The organism is Sphingobacteriia bacterium, from assembly GCA_017304685.1.
GTDB lineage: Bacteria > Pseudomonadota > Alphaproteobacteria > Rickettsiales > 33-17 > JAFKLR01.
The window spans coordinates 276,812-300,473 of record JAFKLR010000004.1 but is presented as its reverse complement, the minus strand read 5'-3'; the positions used below and the strand labels follow the sequence as shown (position 1 = coordinate 300,473).

General features: G+C 28.9%; 27 protein-coding genes and 2 tRNA genes. 13 read left to right on the top strand and 16 right to left on the bottom strand.

All coding sequences use genetic code 11. From position 1 onward, the window contains the following. Positions 1 to 9 precede the first annotated feature (9 nt). Complete coding sequence (locus tag J0H68_06835) at positions 10 to 732, bottom strand: 3-oxoacyl-ACP reductase (GenBank protein MBN8828404.1); 723 nt, start codon at positions 730 to 732, stop codon at positions 10 to 12. Positions 733 to 749: 17 nt separating this feature from the next. Then, a complete protein-coding gene (locus J0H68_06830) occupies positions 750 to 1,934 on the bottom strand; it encodes an acetyl-CoA C-acetyltransferase (protein MBN8828403.1) in 1,185 nt (394 codons plus the stop codon). 128 nt (positions 1,935 to 2,062) lie between these two features. Here J0H68_06830 and J0H68_06825 point away from each other — a divergent pair, with 128 nt between their 5' ends. From J0H68_06825 to J0H68_06815, 3 genes are read left to right on the top strand one after another with little or no spacing between them, the layout of a single operon-like run. Next, positions 2,063 to 2,374 carry a hypothetical protein gene (locus tag J0H68_06825; protein MBN8828402.1) on the top strand — a complete coding sequence of 104 codons (312 nt, stop codon included), beginning with the start codon at positions 2,063 to 2,065 and terminating at the stop codon, positions 2,372 to 2,374. Further along, on the top strand, positions 2,374 to 2,637 hold the full coding sequence (locus J0H68_06820; GenBank protein ID MBN8828401.1) for a hypothetical protein: 264 nt from the start codon (positions 2,374 to 2,376) through the stop codon (positions 2,635 to 2,637). Before J0H68_06825 ends, J0H68_06820 begins: the two co-directional genes overlap by 1 nt. Further along, complete coding sequence (locus J0H68_06815) at positions 2,627 to 2,974, top strand: hypothetical protein (protein MBN8828400.1); 348 nt, start codon at positions 2,627 to 2,629, stop codon at positions 2,972 to 2,974. The genes J0H68_06820 and J0H68_06815 overlap by 11 nt, the downstream gene beginning before the upstream one ends. Positions 2,975 to 2,982: 8 nt before the next feature. Here the strand turns inward: J0H68_06815 and J0H68_06810 are convergent. Further along, positions 2,983 to 3,057, bottom strand: a tRNA-Thr gene (locus J0H68_06810). A gap of 133 nt (positions 3,058 to 3,190) precedes the next feature. On the opposite strand from J0H68_06810, the gene J0H68_06805 reads away from it, so the two are divergent. The 4 genes from J0H68_06805 to J0H68_06790 are packed head-to-tail and all read left to right on the top strand — an operon-like array spanning position 3,191 to position 5,871. After that, entirely contained in the window at positions 3,191 to 3,895 is a 705-nt protein-coding gene (locus tag J0H68_06805) for a hypothetical protein (GenBank protein ID MBN8828399.1), read from the top strand. 3 nt (positions 3,896 to 3,898) lie between these two features. After that, positions 3,899 to 4,675 carry a P-type conjugative transfer protein VirB9 gene (gene virB9, locus J0H68_06800; protein MBN8828398.1) on the top strand — a complete coding sequence of 259 codons (777 nt, stop codon included), beginning with the start codon at positions 3,899 to 3,901 and terminating at the stop codon, positions 4,673 to 4,675. Continuing rightward, positions 4,675 to 5,295: an RDD family protein gene (locus J0H68_06795; protein ID MBN8828397.1), complete on the top strand. Its 621-nt coding sequence runs from the start codon at positions 4,675 to 4,677 to the stop codon at positions 5,293 to 5,295. Before virB9 ends, J0H68_06795 begins: the two co-directional genes overlap by 1 nt. 6 nt (positions 5,296 to 5,301) lie before the next feature. Beyond that, entirely contained in the window at positions 5,302 to 5,871 is a 570-nt protein-coding gene (locus J0H68_06790; GenBank protein ID MBN8828396.1) for a hypothetical protein, read from the top strand. Positions 5,872 to 6,077: 206 nt separating this feature from the next. Here J0H68_06790 and J0H68_06785 read toward each other — a convergent pair whose 3' ends face one another. The 4 genes from J0H68_06785 to petA form a co-directional block, all read right to left on the bottom strand. Further along, on the bottom strand, positions 6,078 to 6,731 hold the full coding sequence (locus J0H68_06785; GenBank protein ID MBN8828395.1) for a Tim44/TimA family putative adaptor protein: 654 nt from the start codon (positions 6,729 to 6,731) through the stop codon (positions 6,078 to 6,080). 108 nt (positions 6,732 to 6,839) lie between these two features. Continuing rightward, the gene (locus J0H68_06780) at positions 6,840 to 7,604 is read right to left on the bottom strand and encodes a cytochrome c1 (GenBank protein ID MBN8828394.1); all 765 of its coding nucleotides are present in this window, start codon (positions 7,602 to 7,604) and stop codon (positions 6,840 to 6,842) included. A 2-nt stretch (positions 7,605 to 7,606) separates the two neighbouring features. After that, positions 7,607 to 8,821: a cytochrome b N-terminal domain-containing protein gene (locus tag J0H68_06775; GenBank protein ID MBN8828393.1), complete on the bottom strand. Its 1,215-nt coding sequence runs from the start codon at positions 8,819 to 8,821 to the stop codon at positions 7,607 to 7,609. 3 nt (positions 8,822 to 8,824) lie between these two features. Further along, the gene (petA, locus tag J0H68_06770; GenBank protein MBN8828392.1) at positions 8,825 to 9,349 is read right to left on the bottom strand and encodes a ubiquinol-cytochrome c reductase iron-sulfur subunit; all 525 of its coding nucleotides are present in this window, start codon (positions 9,347 to 9,349) and stop codon (positions 8,825 to 8,827) included. 216 nt (positions 9,350 to 9,565) lie between these two features. Here petA and J0H68_06765 point away from each other — a divergent pair, with 216 nt between their 5' ends. The 5 genes from J0H68_06765 (at position 9,566) to J0H68_06745 (ending at position 12,022) form a co-directional block, all read left to right on the top strand. Then, positions 9,566 to 9,778, top strand: a complete 213-nt coding sequence (locus J0H68_06765; protein MBN8828391.1) for a 50S ribosomal protein L31 — start codon at positions 9,566 to 9,568, stop codon at positions 9,776 to 9,778. A gap of 23 nt (positions 9,779 to 9,801) precedes the next feature. Next, positions 9,802 to 9,877, top strand: a tRNA-Phe gene (locus J0H68_06760). 27 nt (positions 9,878 to 9,904) lie between these two features. Then, on the top strand, positions 9,905 to 10,849 hold the full coding sequence (locus J0H68_06755) for a DMT family transporter (protein ID MBN8828390.1): 945 nt from the start codon (positions 9,905 to 9,907) through the stop codon (positions 10,847 to 10,849). After that, a complete protein-coding gene (locus J0H68_06750; GenBank protein MBN8828389.1) occupies positions 10,818 to 11,213 on the top strand; it encodes a flagellar FliJ family protein in 396 nt (131 codons plus the stop codon). The genes J0H68_06755 and J0H68_06750 overlap by 32 nt, the downstream gene beginning before the upstream one ends. A 35-nt stretch (positions 11,214 to 11,248) precedes the next feature. Beyond that, entirely contained in the window at positions 11,249 to 12,022 is a 774-nt protein-coding gene (locus tag J0H68_06745) for a GNAT family N-acetyltransferase (protein ID MBN8828388.1), read from the top strand. A gap of 15 nt (positions 12,023 to 12,037) precedes the next feature. On the opposite strand, the gene J0H68_06740 is transcribed toward J0H68_06745, so the two are convergent. The 8 genes from J0H68_06740 to mtaB all read right to left on the bottom strand — a co-directional run bounded on the left by J0H68_06740 (position 12,038) and on the right by mtaB (position 20,847). Beyond that, on the bottom strand, positions 12,038 to 14,803 hold the full coding sequence (locus tag J0H68_06740; protein ID MBN8828387.1) for an alkaline phosphatase: 2,766 nt from the start codon (positions 14,801 to 14,803) through the stop codon (positions 12,038 to 12,040). A 149-nt stretch (positions 14,804 to 14,952) separates the two neighbouring features. Further along, positions 14,953 to 15,996, bottom strand: coding sequence for a Holliday junction branch migration DNA helicase RuvB (ruvB, locus tag J0H68_06735; protein ID MBN8828386.1), 1,044 nt, complete (start codon positions 15,994 to 15,996; stop codon positions 14,953 to 14,955). Then, positions 15,993 to 16,586 carry a Holliday junction branch migration protein RuvA gene (gene ruvA, locus J0H68_06730; protein ID MBN8828385.1) on the bottom strand — a complete coding sequence of 198 codons (594 nt, stop codon included), beginning with the start codon at positions 16,584 to 16,586 and terminating at the stop codon, positions 15,993 to 15,995. Before ruvA ends, ruvB begins: the two co-directional genes overlap by 4 nt. Positions 16,587 to 16,670: 84 nt before the next feature. Next, positions 16,671 to 16,922, bottom strand: coding sequence for a hypothetical protein (locus J0H68_06725; protein MBN8828384.1), 252 nt, complete (start codon positions 16,920 to 16,922; stop codon positions 16,671 to 16,673). A gap of 127 nt (positions 16,923 to 17,049) precedes the next feature. Further along, the gene (locus tag J0H68_06720) at positions 17,050 to 17,352 is read right to left on the bottom strand and encodes a hypothetical protein (GenBank protein ID MBN8828383.1); all 303 of its coding nucleotides are present in this window, start codon (positions 17,350 to 17,352) and stop codon (positions 17,050 to 17,052) included. Between the two features lie 34 nt (positions 17,353 to 17,386). Beyond that, positions 17,387 to 18,667, bottom strand: a complete 1,281-nt coding sequence (locus tag J0H68_06715) for a DUF21 domain-containing protein (protein MBN8828382.1) — start codon at positions 18,665 to 18,667, stop codon at positions 17,387 to 17,389. Between the two features lie 6 nt (positions 18,668 to 18,673). Continuing rightward, positions 18,674 to 19,609, bottom strand: a complete 936-nt coding sequence (gene ftsY, locus J0H68_06710) for a signal recognition particle-docking protein FtsY (GenBank protein MBN8828381.1) — start codon at positions 19,607 to 19,609, stop codon at positions 18,674 to 18,676. Further along, positions 19,609 to 20,847: a tRNA (N(6)-L-threonylcarbamoyladenosine(37)-C(2))-methylthiotransferase MtaB gene (gene mtaB / locus J0H68_06705; GenBank protein ID MBN8828380.1), complete on the bottom strand. Its 1,239-nt coding sequence runs from the start codon at positions 20,845 to 20,847 to the stop codon at positions 19,609 to 19,611. Before mtaB ends, ftsY begins: the two co-directional genes overlap by 1 nt. Positions 20,848 to 20,934: 87 nt before the next feature. On the opposite strand from mtaB, the gene J0H68_06700 reads away from it, so the two are divergent. Beyond that, positions 20,935 to 21,216, top strand: a complete 282-nt coding sequence (locus J0H68_06700; GenBank protein MBN8828379.1) for a DUF1467 family protein — start codon at positions 20,935 to 20,937, stop codon at positions 21,214 to 21,216. On the opposite strand, the gene J0H68_06695 is transcribed toward J0H68_06700, so the two are convergent. After that, complete coding sequence (locus tag J0H68_06695) at positions 21,185 to 23,656, bottom strand: hypothetical protein (protein ID MBN8828378.1); 2,472 nt, start codon at positions 23,654 to 23,656, stop codon at positions 21,185 to 21,187. The genes J0H68_06700 and J0H68_06695 overlap by 32 nt on opposite strands. Positions 23,657 to 23,662 lie beyond the last annotated feature (6 nt).

Sequence of the window (23,662 nt, the reverse complement as noted above, 5' to 3'; positions counted from 1 at the left end):
ATTTTGGTATTACATATATTGCCCGCCATTCACAGATAATACTGAGCCTGTAATAAACCCTGCATTATCCGAAGCTAAAAATAAAACTGTTCTAGCAATTTCATTTGGAGTTCCAAGCCTTCCTGCTGGAATCTGTTTTACTATATTTTGTAATACATCTTCTTTTATGGAAGCTAACATTTCTGTTCCAATGTATCCTGGAGCAATAGCATTTACAGTTATATTTTTTATAGCACTTTCCTTAGCCAGTGCTTTGGTAAATCCAATCATACCAGCTTTTGCGGCAGAATAATTAGTTTGACCAAGTTGACCTGTTAAACCATTAATAGAACTTATATTAATTATTCTTCCAAAATTATTTTCTCTCATTGCAGGAATTATTGCATGGCACATGTTAAAACATGAATATAAATTAGTTTTAATTACATCATCCCAATCTGCAAATGATGATTTATGAAGCATGTTATCTCTAGTTATACCTGCATTATTTACTAAAACTTCCGGATGCTTACCAAATTCTTCTTTAATTTTATTGATATTTTTTATACATTCATCAAAATTTGCTACATCCCATTTATAAGCTTTTATACCGGTTTGCTTTTGAAATTCTTCTGCAGCTTTCTCATTACTATTATAAGTTGCGATAACTGTATAACCTTCTGCTTTCAGCGCTGTGCTTATTTCTTTACCAATTCCTCTAGTTCCACCTGTAACAATTGCTATACGACTCATATTATTTGACTCTCCCCTTAATCAAGTTCAACACACATTGCAATCCCCATACCTCCGCCAATACAGAGAGTTGCCAAACCTTTTTTACTACTTGTCCTTTTCATTTCATGAAGTAAAGTTGTTAATACTCTTGCTCCTGATGCCCCAATTGGATGTCCTAAAGCTATAGCTCCACCATTAACGTTTACAATATCTTTAGGTAAATCTAATTCCTTAATAACTGACATTGCTTGCGCGGCAAAAGCCTCGTTTGCTTCTATAAGCTCTAAATCACTTACTTTCCAATTAGCTTTTTCTAATGCTTTTTTACTTGCATATATTGGACCTACTCCCATAATTTCAGGCTCTACACCTGCCTGCGCCCAAGATCTTACTGTAGCAATAATATTCATACCTCTACTTTCAGCGTGTTCTCTTGTGGTAAGTAAAATGGTTGCAGCACCATCATTTATTCCTGAAGCGTTACCCGCAGTTACTGTACCATCTTTTTCAAATGCAGGTCTTAATTTAGCAAGGCTTTCCATTGTTGTACCATGCCTTGGAAATTCATCTTTATCGATTATCACATCACCTTTTTTAGTAGAAATAATGTAAGGAATAATTTCATCTTTAAATTTATTTTCTTTTTGGGCTTTTTCAGCTTTTTGTTGAGAGTTTAATGAAAATTCATCTTGTGCTTCTCTTGAAAAATTCCATTTACGAGCTATGTTTTCTGCTGTAACACCCATTAAATAACGATTAAAAGCATCTGTAAGACCATCTTCTTGCATAGTATCAATCATTTTTGCATCACCCATTTTGATGCCATCTCTAAGTTTAATTGCATGAGGAGCCATGCTCATATTTTCTTGGCCACCGCATATCACAATTTTAGTATTTTCACATTTTATTGATTGATAGCCAAGCGCCACTGATTTTAAACCAGATCCACACACTTGATTTACAGTCCATGCCGGCGTTTGAAAATGTAACCCTGATTTTATAGTTGACTGACGTGCGGGATTTTGCCCTTGCCCTGCGGTTAATACATGACCTAAAATTACTTCATCAACTTCATTATCTTTAATTTTATTTCTTTTAAGTAATTCTTTTATTAAAAATGCTCCTAATTCATGGGCAGGAATATTCGCAAAAGAACCATTAAAGCTTGTAATCGCTGTTCTAATTGCATCAACTATAACTACATCATTTTTATTTTTCATAAATATAACCAATATGTTGAAATTTATTATTTTAAACTTTTGATTATTTTTATAATATAAACTATTGATTTAATTAGCAATAATATTGTAATAAAATATTGAAAAATTAACTTTTTAGGAAAAGTAGTATGAAAAAATTTAAATTTAACATATTGATAGGATTTTTAATTTTTCCTCTAATAAGTTTTGCGCAAGATAAAATTTCTATTAAAAATGAAATTAATAATGTTATTGAAAATATTGACCCAAAAATTAAAGAAGAGTTATTTAAATATCGCGAAGAGATAAATAAATTAAATGAAACAAAAAGAGAAATTTATCATAAGCTTTCGCCTGAAGCTAAAAAAACTCTTAAAATTGCTAATCGTAAAGCTAAACAAATTAAACAAAAAAATAAATATAGGAAACCTAAATTTCCTTTAGAACCTGAGAACAACTAATGTTTTTTCTTAAGAATAATGAATTACTTTCAATCATAAAACATGCAATATCTAATGCTGATAGAGGATTGTTTTTTGTAGCTGATTATGAAAAACAAGCATTAAATGTGTTAAAAGAATTAGATAAAGCCGGATTTAAAGTTGTACCAAAAAATCCTTCTGATAATATGGTTAACGCTGGACGGGAATGTATCTCATACGGTATAACAAACCCAAAAGAATTAGTTAAACAGATTTATGAGAAAATGACCGATGTTATATAATATTATTAAATACCTCCATATTTTATCAGCTTCTTTACTCATAGGTGGAAATGGGTTTATTTTTTTTCATTATAAAAATTTTACAAAAGAAGTTAATTTTTTCTTAAAACCTGTTCTTGTATTAGCATTAGTAACATTCTTTACTGGTTTTTATTTAATGCATATTGCCGGATTTGGATTAGATGAAGTTTGGATTAGCCAAGCTTTAATACTTGCTATAATTAATTTATTTATTGCAGGATATTCACTATATAAGCCTTCAAAACGTCTTTTTTTATTAAGCTTTTTTGGCTGGTGCGTTATATTATTTTTAATGGTTACAAAAATAGATTACTAAGAATTTGATGGTGCCGCCAGAAAGAATCGAACCTTCGACCTCTTCATTACCAATGAAGTGCTCTACCACTGAGCTATGGCGGCTAATTGGAGCTAGACTATAAAATTTTGGAAAAAAATCAAGATTTTTTTATATGAAAACTCTTTTATTTAAAATTCGGTATTGCTAAATTTATGTTTTTTAGTTAAAATTTTAATAAATGGCTGGTGATAATAAATGTCAGATATAAATAGGTCAATAGTTAACTCAATAGAATCACGTGAGTATTTTAAAGATGCTTACGAATGGTATAATTTTAAATATATTTATCCAGTTACTCAAAAACCTCTTATTACACTTTTCTTATTAATGTACGCTTTTTTAGCGATGATTGCCTATTCTATATTAACTAACGTTTCTTCAAAAGATGATACTTATATATTTGTATCGCGGATTAAAGACACTGTTAATCAAAATTCTAGGTTAATATCTCTTGATCACCCAATATCTTCACAACTCGCTGTCGCTGATTATTTGATTAAATTTTATATAAAAAAGTATGAATCATATGATTATGACCAATTAGATAATCAAATTTATTATATTAGAAACAGCTCTACTAGGTCTGTAGTTAATAATTTTTATAAAAATATACAAATAGCAAATTACAATAGCCCTATTAATTTATATCAAAAACATACAATATTGAAAGTCGACAAAATAAATATACAGTTTTTAGTCAACCAATTTAATAATGCTGAAGAAGCCATTGTAGATTTTGATGTATTGACTATTAAAAAGGGATTAGAGCAAATTAATAAGGTACATAAACAAATTTTAATCAGTTTTATGCTTACAGATATTGAAGAAGTTTTAAATAATCAAAAACCTTTGATTTTTCAGGTAAGAGAATATAAATTATATAACAACAATCAGAGTTAAACTATGATAAAGATTTTATTAGTATTTTTCTTAAGTATATTTATAGCATTTGAAGCGAGTGCACTTAGAGAACCGAAGCCTACATTAATTGATAGTAGACTTAGAGTAATCGTATATAACCCAGAAGATGTATTTAAATTAATGGGCTTTTATGGTTACCAAGCAAGTGTAGAGTTTGATGATTCAGAAACCATTGAAAGTATTTCTATGGGTGATTCGGTTGCTTGGCAAATTGTTCCAGCTGGTAAAAGGTTATTCCTTAAACCAATTGAACCTGAAGCTACAACTAACATGACATTAATTACTAATAAAAGAGTATATCATTTCGAGTTACATGCCAAAGAAGCTGAAGATATAAATGACCCGGAAATGGTGTTTAATGTTAAATTTATTTACCCTGATGAAGGCTTTACTAATAATCTTCAAAACTTTGCTAGCTCATCACAGGGGCCTGATCTTTCTCATCCAGAAAAACTTAACTTTAATTATACTATTAGTGGCGTTGATGGAATTTCTCCAATTAAAATTTTCGATGATGGTGAATTTACATATTTTGAATTTAGAGATAAAAACGCTGAAATTCCTGCAATTTTCTTAGTTGATTCACTTGGTAAAGAGGGGTTAGTTAATTACAGAGTTGCAGGTAAATATGTTGTAGTTGAACGTGTTGCAAGTCAATTTACTTTGAGAAATGGTAATGATATAGTTTGTGTATTCAATGAAGCCACTCCTCTTAAGTTAGACCCTAATCGTAAAAAAACTAAAAAGAGACCTGCTTAATGTCATTATTAAATTTATTTAAAAAGAATAAAGTTGATCCAAGATTACTGGTTTTTCCTCAAGAAATAGATGGCAAAAAAGTTTCTTATCCCTCAATTACTAATAGAATTGCAGCAGCGTGCGGTGATTGTGCTATACTAATGCTATTATGCTATCCGATACTTTCCATTATAACGGTTGTCTTCAATTCAAAAACTAAACATTTTGCAGAAGCTAATCAAATAATTAGTGGTTACATGCATGAAACTAACTCACCTATTGTAGCTTTATCAAAAGCTTTAACTGATGAAACTATGATTGAGCTAGGCTTTTTTAAGTTTTTCTTTATGTATCAAATTGTTACTCAGCTAGCTTTATTTATAGTTTCAATTATTTTTCTTAGTTGGTTTAACAATAAATTTAAAACATCGCCTGCAAAATATTTATTAAGAATGTATATAGTCGATTCTACTGATTACACTAGACCTAGCTTAAAACAATTTATAATTAGAAATTTTTCTTATATATTTACTATATCATTATTTCTAATTCCTTTGTTCATTGCAAACCTTGAACTTCGTAAAAGAGCTTTGCATGATTTCCTTTCAAAAACTGTAGTTGTAAAATTATCTAAAAGGTAAGCTTTCGTGAATATTTCTAATTCTATTATTTATTTAATAGGATTTGCAGGTACTGGTAAACTTACCATTGCTAAAGAGCTAATAAAATTAGCTAATTTTAGGCTGATCGATAATCATTTAATAAATAACCCCATTTTTACTACTATTCAATTAGATGGAATAACCCCCATTCCTGAAGAAGTGTGGCAAAAAGTTTGGAAGGTTAGAAATATTGTACTTGATAGTATTTTAAAGTTTTCACCTGAAAGTTTTAATTTCATTTTTACAAATGATCTTATAGAAGGAGGTAAAAAAGATCTAATTGCTTATAATAAAGTAATGAAAATTGCATCAAAACGTAAAAGCGCGTTTTTACCTGTTAGACTTCTATGTGACAGAGAAATTCTTGCTAATAGGATTATTTCGCCTGAACGCGCTAAATATTATAAATCATATAATAAGGAAGCTGCTTTTAAAAATTTTGATAACAACCAAGTTTTTATGCCAGATCACCCTAATTGCTTTAATTTAGATACAAGCAATTTATCGCCAAAGGAAAGTGCTAAAATTATTTTTGATAAACTATTATCACTTTAATAAATTACCTTTATTTCTAAAGGATTATCAATGAATGAAAAATTTAATTAGAAAAGATTAGTCCTGTTAATATAGACCTTACTCATGGCTTAGACGTATAAAGATAAATTACATGAATTCTATAAATCTTTAGGTTATAAAAATGAAGGCAATATGGCTAACCTATATTTAAGAAAAGAATTATAAATAGTCCAACTTATTTTTAATTAAGAAATATCTTCTAATACCCATTCAGGGCCTTGTGCAGATAAATCTTTTGAAAACTTCCAAATATCTTCTATCTGCTCTGTAAGAGTAGGGTTTCCAGAAGTTAAATCACCATTCTTATCATAATGATTGATTATTTGTTCACTTAAAATTTTTAAAGTTATAAAAGCTACATTATTATCAATTGAGGCATCCATTATTTCAATGCTATCAATTGCAACAAGGCTTATTTCTAACCTTTCTTCAAACAAATTTCTTCTATTAATTTCATTTTGAAGTTTATTTGTAAGGCTTGTAGAAATAAGTTGTTTAACTGCGTTCAAATCACCTTCTACGTATGATTTCAGAATAAGTTCAAATAATTTTTTAGCACCATTAATAAAATAGCTTTCAGTAAAATTAGGATAAATTTGATTAATTTTATTCATTGTTTCTACAATAGTAGAATTACTTGAAGTTGAAACAGGTTCAATTACTTTTAAGGTTTGAGCTTGTTCTGGCTCTCCTGTTGTGAAATCAAAAAATTTAAATTCTTTTGCTAAATCATTTTTTCTTGATTCTAAATCATCGGTTGTATCATCTTTTTTACCTAATAAATAATAATACCTATATGCGATAAACGCAGCGACTAATGCAAAAAAGAAAATATCCATTGTTTAACTCGTAAATTAAGCTCTTTCGAAAATATATATATAACATTAAACTTTTTAACGTTTAAAGTCAATCAATGCAAAAAAACATTATTAATAATCTATTAACAATTAATGCTTAAGATTAGCCCAAACTCTTCTTTTAGCAATAATAAAAATAACCGTAAAAATTGTTAAATATATAAATGCTTTAATACCCATATATTTTCTTTTTTCCATTTCAGGTTCAGCTGCCCATTGTAAAAAATTTACAACGTCTTTAGACATTTGATGCACTGTGGCTTCTGTACCATCCATAAATTGTACTTGTCCATCTGCAAGCGGCGGTGCCATTGCAATTCTACCACCAGGCATGTATGGATTATAATATTGCCCTGTGCCTAATGAAAACCCTTGAGGTACTGGTTCATTATATCCTGTTAAAATTGAATAGACGTAATTCGCACCATTTTCCCTAGCTTTTATAATTAAAGAAAGATCTGGCGGATAAGCACCATTATTAGCTGCACGTGCTGCTTTCTCATTTTTAAATGGAGAAACAAATTTATCTGATGGAATGCCAGGACGTTCAAACATTTCACCATCATCGTTTGGGCCATCTACAACTGTGTAACCTGCTGCTATTGCTTTAATTTCTGCTTCACTAAATCCAATTTCTTGTAAATTTCTATAAGCAACTCTTTTAAGGCCATGACATGCAGCACAGACTTCCTTATAAACCTGAAAACCTCTTTGAATAGATTGGCGATCAAATGTTCCAAAATATCCATCAAAATTCCATTTTTGCTCTACCGGATGTTTTGCATCTTCAGCAGCAAAGGAAGAATGGAGAGTTAAACATAAAGCGATAATAGTAACTAATAACTTAGGCATAATTCCTACTTTTTCTGGTTATAATAACTGTTTATAGAATCAGGTAATGGCTTTGTTTTTTCATATTTACTTAGTAAAGGTAATACAACAAAGAAATATGCAAAGTAATACAAAGTACAAATTCTACCTATTGTTATAAATGGTTCTTCAGGAGGTTTACCACCTATATAACCTAATGCTAGTACGTCAATAATAAACAACCAGTAGAATATTTTAAATTTAGGTCTAAACGCACCACTTTTAACTGGTGATTTATCGAGCCATGGCAATGCAAACATTACTAATATTGAAGCAAACATTGCTATTACTCCGCCAAGTTTACTTGGTATTGCACGTAAAATTGCATAAAACGGTAGGAAATACCACTCCGGTACAATATGTGGTGGTGTAACCATTGGGTTTGCTGGCGTATAATTATCAGGATGTCCTAAAGTATTAGGATGATAGAATAAAAAGTAAGCAAAAACTAAAAAGAAAAAACCAAATCCTACAAAATCTTTAATTGTGTAGTATGGATGAAATGGTATGGTTTCATTTTCTGATTTTACTTCTATACCTGTAGGATTACTTGAACCATGTTTATGTAAAGCAAGAATATGAACTATTACTATTCCAACTATAATAAAAGGTAAAAGATAGTGTAAAGCAAAGAACCTATTAAGAGTTGGATTATCAACAGAAAAGCCACCCCATAACCAAGTTACTATAGCATCCCCTACTACTGGGATAGCTGAGAATAAATTAGTTATAACGGTTGCACCCCAAAAGCTCATTTGCCCCCATGGTAATACATAACCCATGAAAGCTGTTGCCATCATTACTAAAAATATAATTATTCCTATAAACCAAACTAACTCACGTGGGCTTTTATATGAACCGTAATATAAACCACGTGCAATATGACAATATACAACTACGAAAAACATAGAAGCGCCAACTGCATGAGTATAGCGGATTAACCATCCATAATTTACGTTACGCATTATATTTTCTACACTATCAAAGGCATGTTGCACATGTGGTGTATAATGCATTGCAAGAATAATTCCGGTAATTATCTGGATAACTAAAGCTATTCCAGCTAAAGATCCAAAACTCCAAAAATAACTTAAATTTTTTGGTGTTCTATATTCTGCCAAATGTTTTAAAAATTCACCTACCGGCAAACGATATTCAATCCATTCACATATAGATTGTTTATCTGAACTCTTTTTTTCCATAAATTACCCAATTCTTATAACTGTATCACTAATAAATTCATATGGTGGTATAACTAAATTAGTTGGCGCTGGGCCCTTTCTAATTCTTCCTGAAGTATCATAGTGCGAACCATGACATGGGCAGAACCATCCTTTATAGTCACCCTGCTCACCTAATGGTACACAACCTAAATGAGTACATACACCTACTAATACCAACCATTGATCATGGCCTGCTTTAACTCTTTCTTCATCTTTTTGTGGATCCGGTAGCGATGTAAGATCTGTTTCTCTAGCTAATTTAATTTCATCTTGAGTTCTATTGCGCACAAAAACAGGTTTACCACGCCACATTATAGTAATACTCTGCCCTTCTTTTACATTTGCTAGATTTACTTCAGTTGAAGCTAAAGCTAGAACTTCTGCAGAAGGGTTAAGCGTATCGAGTAACGGCCAAGCAACACAAGCTGCACCAACACCGGCCACAGCTGAAGCTGTTAAAACCATAAAATCTCTTCTAGTAGTTTCTTTTCCTTGATTTTCAGACATTTAAGTTCTCTATAGTATTTTGCTTAAAGAAAAACATATTTTTTCTATTTTGACAAGTAACAATTGTATCAAATATCAGTAACTTTTAGGTTATTTCATGAGTGCAATTTAATATAATTTTAATACAAATCTGTAAAAAGGTGTTGCAAAGAATAATTTTACTATGTATATAAAAGGTTGAATTAATTATAACCCCATTTTAAACGATATAATATTATGGCACAGAAAGATATACATCCAAAATTATACGACGTAAAATTTGTTATGCCAGATGGCGAGTTTCTTATTGCTAAAAGCACTTATTCAAAAAGCGATACTATTCATTGTGAAAAAACAATTAAACAAGTATTAGGCGGAAAGAAAGAAGTAGCAAAAGGTCAAGCAGTTGACAACTTTAATAAAAGATTTGGCAATAATAATATATTTTAATAAATACCTAAACACAATTATATGGCTAGATAGCTCAGTTGGTAGAGCAAAGGACTGAAAATCCTTGTGTCCCCAGTTCGATTCTGGGTCTAGCCACCATTTTTATTTTTATTTAATTCGTGTAAAATGACAAAAAATTTTATTAATAGAGTTTTAAGTTCTAACTCACTTAAAGGTATTGTATTAGTTATCTTTTCTTTATTCTTATATGCATTTTCTGATGCACTTATAAGATTAATGTTAAAAGGTTATAATTACGGAGTAGAGCAAACTACTTTTTTACGCGCACTTACACGAATTGTTCCTTTAATATTAGCATCCTTAGTTTTTTATAAATCGTTTGAGCCTTTAAAAACAAATAGACCGTGGGCTCATTTAATAAATTCTGCTATTGGATGCGCACGCACTTATGCGTTCATGCTTGCATTTAAATTAATTCCTTTAGCTGAAGCTTCTGCGCTTAGCTATACTTCTGCATTATTTTTTGTAATTTTATCTGTTATTTTCTTAAAAGAAAAAATTAAAAACTATCACATTGCAGCTTTAGTACTTGGTACTATTGGCGTAGTAATTGCATACGAACCAGGGGCAAATATATTAAAACTTGGTGCACTTGTAACGCTTGCAGGAGCTTTCTTTGCTGCTGTAAATAAAATTATTATTAGAAAACTTTCATTTTACGATAATTCATTAGGAATTGTACTTTATCCTAACCTTTTCCTTATGATAGTAACTTTACCTTTCATCGTAAATAATTGGAAAGTAGTACCAATTGAACATTGGGGTATTTTCTTATTGATCGGCTTACTCGCGGCTCTTGCACAATATTCTTTTGCTATAGCTTTAAAACTTACAAAAGGTTTAACTTTAGCTCCTTACGATTATACTTACTTTGTTTGGGTTATTTTAATGGATTTCTTATTCAATGGCGAAATTCCAAAACAAATGGTAATTATTGGCGCTTTATTTATTATAGGAAGTAATGTTATTATTCTTATGAATGAATTTAGAAAGGCTGATAGTGACAAAGGGAATAAAGTTGATAACAAAGCTGCTACAGAAACAGCTTGATAAAAAATCTAAAACTTTAAACGAATTAAATACTTATCTTACTAAGTTAGAAAGCTCCCTCCAGGCTTTAAAAGATGAGCTTGAAAAGGAAAAAGAAGCTTGCTTAAGTAACCCTTTAGTAAGTAGCTCTTTTACAAATTTTTTATCTCATAACAATCATAGACAATCGCTTATAAAAACTCAGATCACTTCTACCGAACAGAAAATTGAAGAAGTAAAAGCAGAAATTTTTGAATTATTCTCAGAAATAAAAAAATATGACGTAGTAAGTGAACGCAAGGCTAAAAGAAAACTTGAAAAAGAAGATAAAAATGAGCAAAAATTTTTAGACGACCTTTTTAGTAAAAATGAAGAAAAAATCTAAATGTAAAGTTATTTTGATTTAAAGCAGAATGTAATATGAATACTTTATTAGAAAACCTCGAAAAGAGCGTTTATGAAAAATTATGTTATTTACCAAATGCAATAAAACTTAAAGTTATTAAACAAACTGATGTTACTATTGTAAATTCTAACCTTGCCACTTCAATGTTTAATATTGTATGCAATACTAATTTTTCTGAAGGCATTCTAAATAATAAAATTAATGAAATAATAAATAGTTTTAATGAGCAACCTTTTGCATGGTGGTTAGGGCCTTCAAATAAATCCCTAAAGCTTAGGGAAGAATTAGTAAAAAAAGGTTTTATAAAAGAATCACCGGAATATATTTTGTGTAATTCATTAGAAAATTTAAATCATATTCACCAATCTAAAAGTGAACTTAAAATTACACGAGTGAATAATTTTAGAGAGTTAGAAGATTTTGCATCAATTATTAAACCATATGATGAAAAAGCGGGTTATTTTTTCGATAAATTATTAAACTCAAATATATTAAATGATAACAACTATCACTTCTTCATTGGATATTATAATAACATCCCTGTTACTATTGGCACTTTATTTTTTAATCAAGATTACGCTGGAGCATTTGATTTAATTACTATACCCCAATATAGAGGCAAAGGTTTTGCTAAAGATATGGTTCTATATAGGCTAAACTTTGCCAAAGAAAATAATATGAAATATTTCTACCTTTCAGCTTCAAGTGAAATTAGCGCTAATATCTATAAAAAATTAGGGTTTGATGTGTTGGGCAATTTCGATTGCTATGAATGGAAAGGAAAATAACTCTTTTTTTACTTTTCACAAAGGTATAGTAAATATAAAGATCGAACCTTTATTACCGTTACTTTCTGCCCAAATTTTTCCTTTATGAACTTCAATAACTTTTTTACATAAAGCAAGCCCAATACCTCTTCCACCTGCCATTGTTTTAGTTCGTGAGCTTACTCTAAATGGCTCAAAAATATCTATTACTTCTTCTTTTGGAATACCTATTCCTTCATCTTCAATACTAAATTTGATTCCTAACTCAATTTTCTTTAATTTAATAAATATTCTACCGTTATCAGAATAATTAATTGCATTAATTATTAAATTATCAAAAGTTTGTTTAATATAATATTCATCAATATATAGTTCTATATCCTTCTCAATTTCAGTAATAAATTCTAATTCTTTATCCTTTAAATATAATTTTTTGCATTCTTCAATGCTATTAATTAAAATTTGACTTAAATTGCTTAATTTAAATTTTAGCTCATATTTTTCGCTATTTAAGTTAGATAAATCTAATATATTATTCATTAAAGTTATTAAGCGCTTTGAACTACTCGCAATTTTCTTAGTAGCATTCCTACGTTGTTCTTCAGTTAAATTATCGTAATTTTCCCATAAACTTTCTCCAATGCTAGTTATACCTACTAATGGAGTACGTACTTCGTGATTTATATTATTTATAAACTCGTTTTTTAAATTTAATAATTTCTCTAATTCATTTTCACGATATTTAATTTGAGTAGCTAGATGTTCATTTCTAGCTTCCGATAATTCATGCGAATCTTGCTTAGGTTTAAGAAAAGCTATAAGAATACTACTAAGTAAAATTAACAAATAAATAGTTTTAAATTCTAAACTACTTCCCAAATCATTTATTGAATCAACTTTTAAATACCATGTATAAGATTTTAAACTTAGGAATATTCCGGTAAATATCATTATTATAGCTACCTGCCAACGTAGTAGAATTGCAGCAGTTATTATATTTGCCATTAAAACTGTTAATTGCAATTGATTAAATTTACTTATAATTGCAAATAAACTACTGGTAAAAATGAGGCAGTAAAAAATTGAAAAATTCCAAAATATAGAAATATAAGTTCTATTAGTAAGTTTTTTTAACCAAAGTGGATAAGTAATAAATGAAGTAGAAATTATCAATATTGAATAATAAAGAAAATTTACTACTGCTTCATTATGCCCATAAATATCACTAGGTAATGTATAAAAAGTAGAAAAAACTGAGACAAGACAAAATAACCCAAAATAAACGTATGTTTTATCTTCCTTAGGGATAGCAAAAAACTTAATTATTTTAAAATTCTTAGTTGATTGGAGAATCAAATTAATTTTTCTTTTGCGTAGCTTTCTTATTTCATCTAACGAGGTTTGGTCTTTAATCCCAACCCATCCCCCTTCTTGTTTAAATAGAAAATGACTTAAAAAATATAAAATTAAATTTGCAACCATACCTGGCATTAAACTATCTATGTCGCTAAATAATTTAAATAAAACTACTGTTATAAATCCTGCTGCCATTCCTATTAAAACAGAAGTTTTGCTACTTCTAAAACCAAATATCGCAAGAATTAAAGGCACTGAAACAATTGGCATAAAAAAGCTATAAGTTCCAAGTATCATATCAAGGATACCTTTAGAAAATAAGCTTATTAATAAAGCACCTACACCTATTATTAAGGCAGATATACGAACAAATAAAAGCTCACGTTTTTCTTCTAATTTTATCCCTAAAGCTTTTAATATATCATTTGCAAATAAAACTGCTGAGCAATTTATATAAGAATCTGCAGTAGACATTACCATAGCCATAATTCCTACTACAAATATGCCTTTTAATCCTGTGTGAACATAATTATCTAATATATGTTTTACAACATTGTCTGGATTTAAATCTTCAACTCCATTTGCAAGCAATAATACTCCTACTAAATATAATATTCCATACATCCAAAAGGTAATTATTATACCTGAAATTGAAAATGATTTCGTAACTTGTATTGTATTTTTTGCCATCGAAATTCTTTGAAAAATTGCCGGGTCAAGGCCTGGTATCAAAAAGAATAGGAATAGAAATATTGTATTTAAAAATTTCGGATTATTATGGTCAAAAACTTGCTTATAATCGAATAATGGGTTTTGTGTAAAAACTGTTTCTATCGCTTCGAAATTACTGAAAGATTTCCATATTAAGTAAGCAGTCATTGGTATAACTACACCGAATGTAAAGAATTGGATCATATCTGTAAAAGTTACAGCTTTAATCCCTCCAAAAGTAGAATATATGATAATTATTAAACTACTAATTATCATTGCATATGAACTAGAAATACCAAGTAAGTAATTTAATAATACAGTTAAAATTGAAAATTGAATTGCCACATTTCCTATTGCTGGAATAATAGCAGAAATTGCAGTAATAAGCCTGACTAAAGGTCCCCATAAATTACCCATTGCTTCAGCTACAGATAAATTACCTAAAAATTCCCGCATGCGGGGAGCATATAAATAAGCGATAATAAAAAATGAGATCCCATCTGCAATACCAGGGATTGCAAAATAATAACCTTGTCTATAAGTTTCAAGTGCAGTTAAGGCAAAGCTACTACCCCCAATCCAGGTGGCAACAATTGTAGCAGCAAGTGTACTTGTTGAAAAGTTTCTGCTTCCAAGAGCATATTCTTTTATATTTTTAATACCTTTACTTAAAATTAATCCAATAAATAGGTTAATGATTAAGAAAAGACAAAATACAATTAAATCAAAATTCATACTCTTCCACCAAGTTTTTTATACGCTTAAAAAATTTATAAATATTTAGTTAGTAAATACAATATAAAGTATAAAAACGCAAGCTACTTAACGTTGAAGTAAAATTTTTAATTGTTTTACAGTGAATTAAAATTAATATTTAAAGTTACTTATTCATTATCAAAAAGCTCAACTTGAGCTTTTTCTACAGTTTCTGGAAATTTAATCCCTAAATGTTGATAAGAAAGTTGAGTCGCCATTCTTCCACGTGAAGTTCGATTGACAAATCCCTGTTGAATTAAAAATGGCTCTATTGTTTCTTCAATTGAATCTCTTTGTTCAAACATAGCGGCTGCCATTGACTCAATTCCAACAGGCCCACCATCAAATTGATTTATTAAAATTTGTAAATATTTTCTATCATGACTATCAAGACCAATATTATCTACTTCAAGTTTATCTAATGCATTGGAAGCCAAGGTTGAATCAATAACACCTTTTGCATCATAGTGATGAGCAAAATCTCTTATTCTTCTTAATAATCTTAAAGCAATTCGTGGAGTACCTCTTGAGCGCTTAGCTATCATCATTGCTCCATCTTCTTTTAAATTAAGCTTAAGAAGCTTAGCTGATCTTTCGATGATAAGTTTTAATTCATCATGATTATAAAAATTAAGTTTTAGTGGAATACCGAATCTATCTCTAAGTGGATTACTAAGTAAGCCAATTCTAGTAGTTGCACCAATTAATGTAAAAGGTGGAAGATCAATTTGTACGGATTTAGCTGATGCACCTTCACCTATTAAAATATCTAAAGTAAAATCTTCCATTGCTGGATATAAAATTTCTTCTACGTGCGTATTTAATCTATGGATTTCATCAATAAATAATACATCACCTTTCTCAAGATTTGTAAGTATTGCTGCCAAGTCTCCAGCTTTAGCAATTATTGCTCCCGATGTAATTTTAATATTTACATTAAGTTCATTCGCAATAATTTGTGCAATAGTTGTTTTACCAAGTCCAGGAGGACCATATAAAATTACATGATCTAAAGCTTCATCTCTAGATTTAGCTGCATTAATAAATATACTTAGGTTATCTTTAATATGAGCTTGTCCAACAAATTCTTTTAATGTCGTTGGCCTTAAAGCTTTATCAACCACACCTTCGTCTTCGTTTATTTGAGAAGATATAATTCCTTCTTTTTTCACTTACCTAATTCCTTTAAACTTAATCTTACTAATTCTCTTACCGAAAGATTATTTTGATTAGCCGCTACTTTATTAACAACTTTAGTAGCATCCATTTTATTATATCCTAAAGCTATTAATGCAGAAATTGAGTCATCAATTTCTGGAAAATCCTTCTTCTGTTTAGCAAATTCTTGAATCTCTACAGAAGATAATTTTAAAACTTTATCTTTTAATTCTACAATAATTCTTTCTGCCGTTCTTGGGCCAACACCACTGATTTTGCTAAGTGATGCTTTATCGGCGGTAATAATATCATTTGCAAGCTTACCTAAATTTGCATGACCAATAATAGTAAGTGCAAGTTTTGGACCGATACCTTTTACAGTTACAAGCAATTTAAACCAATCATGCTCAAATTTATCTATGAAACCATATAAACTAATCTGATCTTCTCTAACTACAGTTTCAATGTGAAGGGAAATATTTTCATTATCAATTTTACTAATTGTTCTTTCAGAACAACCAATTAAATAACCAACACCACTAACATCTATTATTAAGCTTTCATTATTTAGAATTTCGCTTTTACCTGTAAGCCTAGCAAACATTTTTAGCCTATATTTTATTTATTTAATATATTCTAACGTTTTATTAACAGGTAAACAAGAGTAATTAAATTATAAAATTTAATACTATTTGATTTGTCTCTCAATTTCTTGAACAAGATTTCTTACTTCTTCAAACTCAATATCACCTTTATTACCATACATTTTAATTCGTAAAAATTCACCCCATATTCTCTGAATTGAAAAAGGAAATAAAAACCAATTTTCTTTTTTAATAGTATATGTACTATTATCATTTAAATAACTAGGTTCGTATGTTTCATAAAATAATGTAGTTTTAGGAAAATATTTTTTAAAAGTTAAATAATGTCTTCCCACTACAAAGTTTTTGGTAATTATACTTATAATCTCATCTTCTCTAATAAAATTTATAGAATTTTTAACATTCTCAATACTATTATTTGAGGTATTTTCTAAATAAATTTTTAAATTGTATTTTTTAATTTCATTTTTGATTTTTGATTAGATCATAAAAGATTTCTGGCTCAGGCTTTGGTATTTTTATAGAATCTTCGTATAATGGCATGCCCCCTGTAAGAATTAATTTTTTAGGTTTATATTTTTCAATTAGTTCTATTACCAAATCACAAGCATTATCAAGAGAACGAGTACTTCCAAATATAAAAAGCGTATCAATTTTTTGTGGGTTTAAAATAGGTGTGTTTTTAAAACATAATTTTGATAGCAATTTAATAATATTTTTATTCAATTCAGGTGGTTGTGGTAATTTTGGTATCTCTCTTTTCATAATTAATATCTTTTACCACACGACTAAATAAATTTTACTCTATTTCTTCATTATTGATTCTATTTTTGATATTAATTCTAACTTTTGTAATTTGATTTTGATTTTTCTTTAGCACTTGAAAGGTTATTCCATAAAGATTTATAATTTCACCTTCTTTAGGAACTTCCTGAAGTTCAAACATTAACAATCCTGCAATAGTATTTGCAACATCCTCAGGTAAATTTAATTCTAGATCTCTATTTATATCTCTTATAGTCTCTGAACCATTAACTATGTATTCATTATCAGAAATTTTTGAAATAGTATCTTTTGCTACATCATGCTCATCATCAATTTGGCCTACAATTTCTTCTAAAATATCCTCTAAAGTAACAAGGCCCATTAAAACACCATATTCATCAATAACTAGTGCAAAGTGCTTTCTTTGTTTTCTAAAATGATATAATTGATCACGTAAAAGGGTTGTGTTAGGCACAAACCAAGGGTCAACTAATAAATCTTTTATATTTACCTTGTTAATATCATCTTTATTGTCGTTAATAGCTTTTAATAAGCTTTTAATATGTAAAATTCCAACTATATTATCGGGTTCTTTTTGCCATAACGGTATTCGTGAATGAGGAAAATCTAATGCCTCAGCAACTATTTTACTAATAGGATCATCTATATTAATTTTCTTTATTTCTGACCTATGAACCATTATTTGTTCAACAGTTACATCGCTTAAATCAAGCACGCCACCTAGCATATCTCTTTCTGATTTAACCATGCTACCTTCATGTCTTGATAATTCTATCGCCCCTCTTATTGCTTCACTTCCTGAAACTAAACTATCTTTATTTTTTAAATTAAAAAATTTCATTAAAGCTTCACCAATAATTCTTATTGTTACCGTAATTGGCGAACAAACTTTAACTAGAAATAAAATTGTTGGTGCAATTGCTAATGAAACTTTTTCTGGATTTTCAAAAGCATATATTTTTGGTAATACTTCAGCAAATACGAATATTAATATTGTCATCATAAAAGTAGCATAAATTACACCTTCTTCCCCAAAAACTTTTACCATGTATGTTGCTACAATCGAGGAGGCAAGAACATTAAGTGTATTATTTGCAAGCAATATTGCTCCTATTAGCCTCTCTTTATCATTCCTTAAGTTCATTACAATTCCAGCTCTTTTATTACCAGATTGTTTTAATTGATGCATTTTAGCTTGAGAGGAGGCAGTAATAGCAGTTTCCGCGGCAGAAAAAAAACCTGCAAGTAATAAAAGCAGAGAAATTGAAGCGACAAGGATAATTAAAGTAGCCATGTATTTTTACTCAGTTTCGTTTAAAATTAGATTTTTAGCAAAATCGGTAGAAGTAAAAGGTTGAAGGTCATCTATTCCCTCACCTACTCCAATTGCAAAAATTGGTAAGGAAAATTCTTTTACTAAACCCACTACAACACCTCCCTTGGCAGTGCCATCGAGCTTAGTTACAATTAGACCTGTAAGATTAGTTATCTCATTAAATATCTTCACCTGGTTAAAAGCGTTTTGACCTGTTGTTGCGTCTAATATTAAAATTATATCCTCTGGAGATTTTTCATCAATTTTTTTTATTACTCTAATAATTTTACTTAGTTCTTCCATTAGATTATTTTTATTATGAAGCCTACCTGCTGTATCTATTAAAAGAACATCGTAGTTTTCATTTTTTGCTTTACTAAAAGCATTAAATGCAACACTTGCAGGATCTTGATTTTCTTCACCTATTACAATATTAACATTTGTTTTTTCAGCCCACCTTTCTAATTGACTGGATGCCGCAGCTCTAAATGTATCACACGCTGCAAGTAAAACTTTTTTATTTTGTTGTTTAAACCAATGCGATAATTTGCCAATAGTTGTGGTTTTACCATTACCATTTACTCCACATATTAAAATTACATGTGGTGAACTTGTTAAAGTGATTGGTTTTGTATATGGATCTAGGATATTTTTTATAATGTTTAATAAAGATTCTTTTATAGTTTCTAGCGAGTTTTCTTTTCCTAGTTTATTCTTTTTTAATTCTTCAATAATGTATGAAGAAGTTTTAACTCCTAAATCAGCCATTATTAAAGCTTCTTCCAATTCTTCAATGGTTTCTTCAGAAATTTTATTGCGACTAAATATAGATGCAATTTGATTTCCGAGATTCTTTGAGGTTTTATTTAAGCCTAATTTTATCTTTGAAAACCAGCTTTCTTTTCGTTCATTATCCTGCATTATACTGCAACTAACATATTGTTTTTAATTGATAAAATCTCTGCTTCGAGTAATGTACCAGACGGATAAGTTTTCGGCAACATGACTGATAAAAAATTTTCAGTTTTAGCTTGCTCATTTGACTCAACTAAAATTTGCATTTTTTGACCGATATAGTGAGGTAGTATTTTTGCTAATTCCTTTTCCCCTGCTTCTCTTAATAATTTAGCTCTTTCTTTCCTTACTTTTTTTGGTAATTGAGGCATTTTAGCGGCTGGAGTCCCTTCTCTTTCGGAATATGGAAAAACATGTAAATGTGTTAAGTTAGCTTCATGAACAAGGTTTAATGTATTTTCAAACATTTCATCTGTTTCTGTTGGAAAACCTGCAATTAAATCAGCTCCAAATATAATTTCTGGCCTAATTTTTCTTACCTTATTACAAAATTCTATAACTTGTTCTCTGGTATGCCTTCTTTTCATTCTTTTTAAAATTAAATTATCACCTGCTTGAAGGCTAATATGGATATGAGGCATAAATCTTGGCTCATAACAAATTAAATGAAATAAATCTTCATCTATTTCTGCTACATCAATTGAAGATAATCTTAATCTTGGTAATTCAGGAACAAGCGTAAGCACTCTTTTAATCATTTGACCAAGTGTCGGAGTACCAGGTAAATCAGGTCCATATGAGGTTATATCTACACCTGTTAATACTATTTCTTTAAAACCATTTACCACTAATTGTCTGATTTGATTAACAATTTCTCCAATTGGTACACTTCTACTATTACCTCTTCCAAATGGAATCATGCAATAAGTACATCTATGATCACAACCATTTTGGACTTGAATAAAACTTCTTGCTCTTCCATCAAAACTTTGAATTAAATGTGAAGCCGTTTCCTTAATTGACATAATGTCATTTACAAGAGTTTTATCTTCGGGAAGGGAGAAATAAGAATCGGTTTTTAATTTTTCTTCATTACCAAGTACTAAATCTACTTCATTCATTGAAGCATATTTTTTTGGATTAACCTGCGCTGCACAACCTGTAACTATTATTTTATGCTCGGGGTTTTCTCGACGAAATTTTCTAATTGCTTGCTGAGCTTGTCTTTCAGCCTCTTTAGTTACTGCACATGTATTAAATATAATAACTTTTTCATCAAGCTTTCCTTCCAAGCCTTCTTTAATTACTTCGCTTTCATATGCATTTAAACGACAACCAAAGGTTACTATTTCTGGTTTATTCATATTTTTTATAAAATATATTTGTTAAGTTTGGGTGAATTATAGTATCATTTCTTAATAATAACAACCTTTATAAGATTTAGAAAACATATGCCAATAGAAGTTGCTGAATTTATTACTAAAATATTTAATTTTATCTCAACTTATGTGATGACTTGGTTCCTCATTCTTTTTATGGTTTTACCGTTTGGAGTTAAAGTAAAACATAGTAACGACGAGCATTTTGCTGGTAGCGCACCAATTGATCCTCAAATAAAAAAGAAACTTATAATTACTAGTTTAATTACATTACCGCTTGCACTAATAATTGAATATCTTGTTAGCTATAGCAACTTTAATATCAAGGAATTTCTTTTGCATTTTGACATTTAGCTTCGCCTCTTTCTTTAATTCCTTGTCTTATTTTATCAAGCATCGTTCTTGCTTCACAAAATACTTGATTAGGATTGCTCATAATTTCAATATCATTAGAAATATCATATTGCTCTATCATTTCTACTGGTATCTCAATTTCAATATCAACTACTTCAATACCTTTCATAATTTCTTTCCAGTTATTTAAACTTTCAGGAGAAGGCGCTTCATTAAATTGATTTAAGTTAGGTTTATAAGTATTAATTTTCCCTGAGTTTGAGATAAGTAAATTCAAACTTTCATCTTTTTTTCCTTTATGTACCTGACTAATTTGGATCCCATCTTTTACAAAGGGTAAAATTCGATTAAGTAAATATATTTTTAGATACATAATTAAATCATATGTTCGTATAGATAAATACTCAGTTTGTTCTAGAAATATATTAAGTTTTGAAACTAAAGCTCTTAACTCTCCTTGAGTATATAAATTCTTAGCAGTCATTGATTTTGTAATTTTACGAATAATTTTATAAAAGCCTTTACTATAAGCCTTTTTTTCTTCTTTCCTTAACTGAAGTTCTAGCTCAATAGCCTTCTTCATATTTGGACTTAATTCTTTAACATTATAACCTATATATTTTCGTGAAAGAGCAAATATTAAATCTCTATGTTGATTTGAAGTTATTAAAAAAGATTCTATTCTAGACCCTATTGTTTCCTCTTCTGATAATTTTTCTGTATCTTTGATAAATTGATGAAAAAAGTTATTATCTACAGTCTTAAATTTTAAAAGTGATACAGCATTAGGGTTGATTATTTTTATGCTACAAAAAGTATTATTATTTTCTTCAAAAAACCTTATATCTAACACTTCTTGTTTTGAATTATTTGCAAATTTATAATAACTTATTTCATTTAAAATATTTTTTTGAGTATTTGGATCATTTAATTTACATATGATCACATTATCAAAATTATATTTTTTCAAAGGTACAATATTATTTTCTTCTAGCCATTCAATAAAAAATCTTTTAACTAATTTATTAAGCGAGAATATTTTTTTAGCAGTTTCAATATCAAAATCATTCAACTTATCATATGAAATGCGTATACCACCATGCGCTGGGTATTCAATTAATTTTTGCTCTTTTAATATTTTTAAAGCTTTTTGATTAATTTTTGTGTCATCGATTTCAATCCATGGACTAAAATATTTAACTTTAACCTCATTTTCAAAAGTTTCCTCTACTTCTTTTTCTTCTAAAAAATTTAAAATTTCCTGTTTTCTTTTATTAAAATCTTCAATTACTTTATAATATGTGGGTATTAATTTCTTAAAGTGTTCAATATTAAAAATATTTAAGTAAAGTATTATTGAATTATTTTCATTATTAATTTTAAACTTGCATACTTTTATTTCTTTTAAATTATTTAATATGTATATCAAATCATTATAAAAATATTGGCTGGATTTATTAATATTACTAATAATAATGGAATTAGTAGCCTCAGTATTATAATCTACTCCTATTTCTGTTTGAGCTTTTTCTCTATTAAGTAAAATTCTTATTTGCTCTTCAATAATTGATTTAAATTCATTTAAAACTTTTTCTTTCTCAATTGTCGTATTTAAATAAGTAGCAAGTATAGCTAAATTAGCTCTAAACCTACTTTGCTCATTGAATTCTAATACTATTATTCCTGATTTATTCTTAACTTCTTGAGAAACAGCATTAGTAAGTGTTTGCACAGGGTTTTTAACAACTTCAACTATTCCTTCAAAAAAACTTGTTTTTTTACGGCGCTTAATAAATTCAATATTAAAATCTGGCTCAGACTCTTTATCATTAAAAATTAAAGACAGAATATTTGTATAAAACTTTATTTCTTTGATACTTTTATTTTCAATTTCAATTGAAAAACCACCTATTAAACCTTTATTTATTTTGTCAGGAAATACAGTTACCGTATTAGGGAAATTTCTAAGATTTAGAATAAAATCAAAAGGTTTTTTTTGGATTATCTGTTGTGCGTAATTTAAATTTTTCTCGGGGTTTAAAAATGGTTCTTTATTTTCCTTATTAGAGATTACAAATTTATCAAATTCAAAAATATTTTTTATTTCAACATCTTTTCCTTCCCTTATATTACCTACTTTTACAGTTTTTTTTATTCTTCTTTTTTCTTTTAATTTAGTTACTTCCATCACAGATTTGACAGAAAAATTTTCTTTATCTATTATTGAGTTAATTTCCTCTATAAACGCAGGCTGTACTATTACAGCATTTCCCTCTACCCCTATTAGTGATCTTTTCCATAACACTTGAATATAAGGGTTATTAAATATTTGACCTTCACAAAATATTATTTTTTTATTATTTTGCTCTTCATTTATTTCCTTTACTTTTAAACCTATTTCTTCAAGAATGATGGGTACTACTAAAAAACTGTTTAACATATTGAT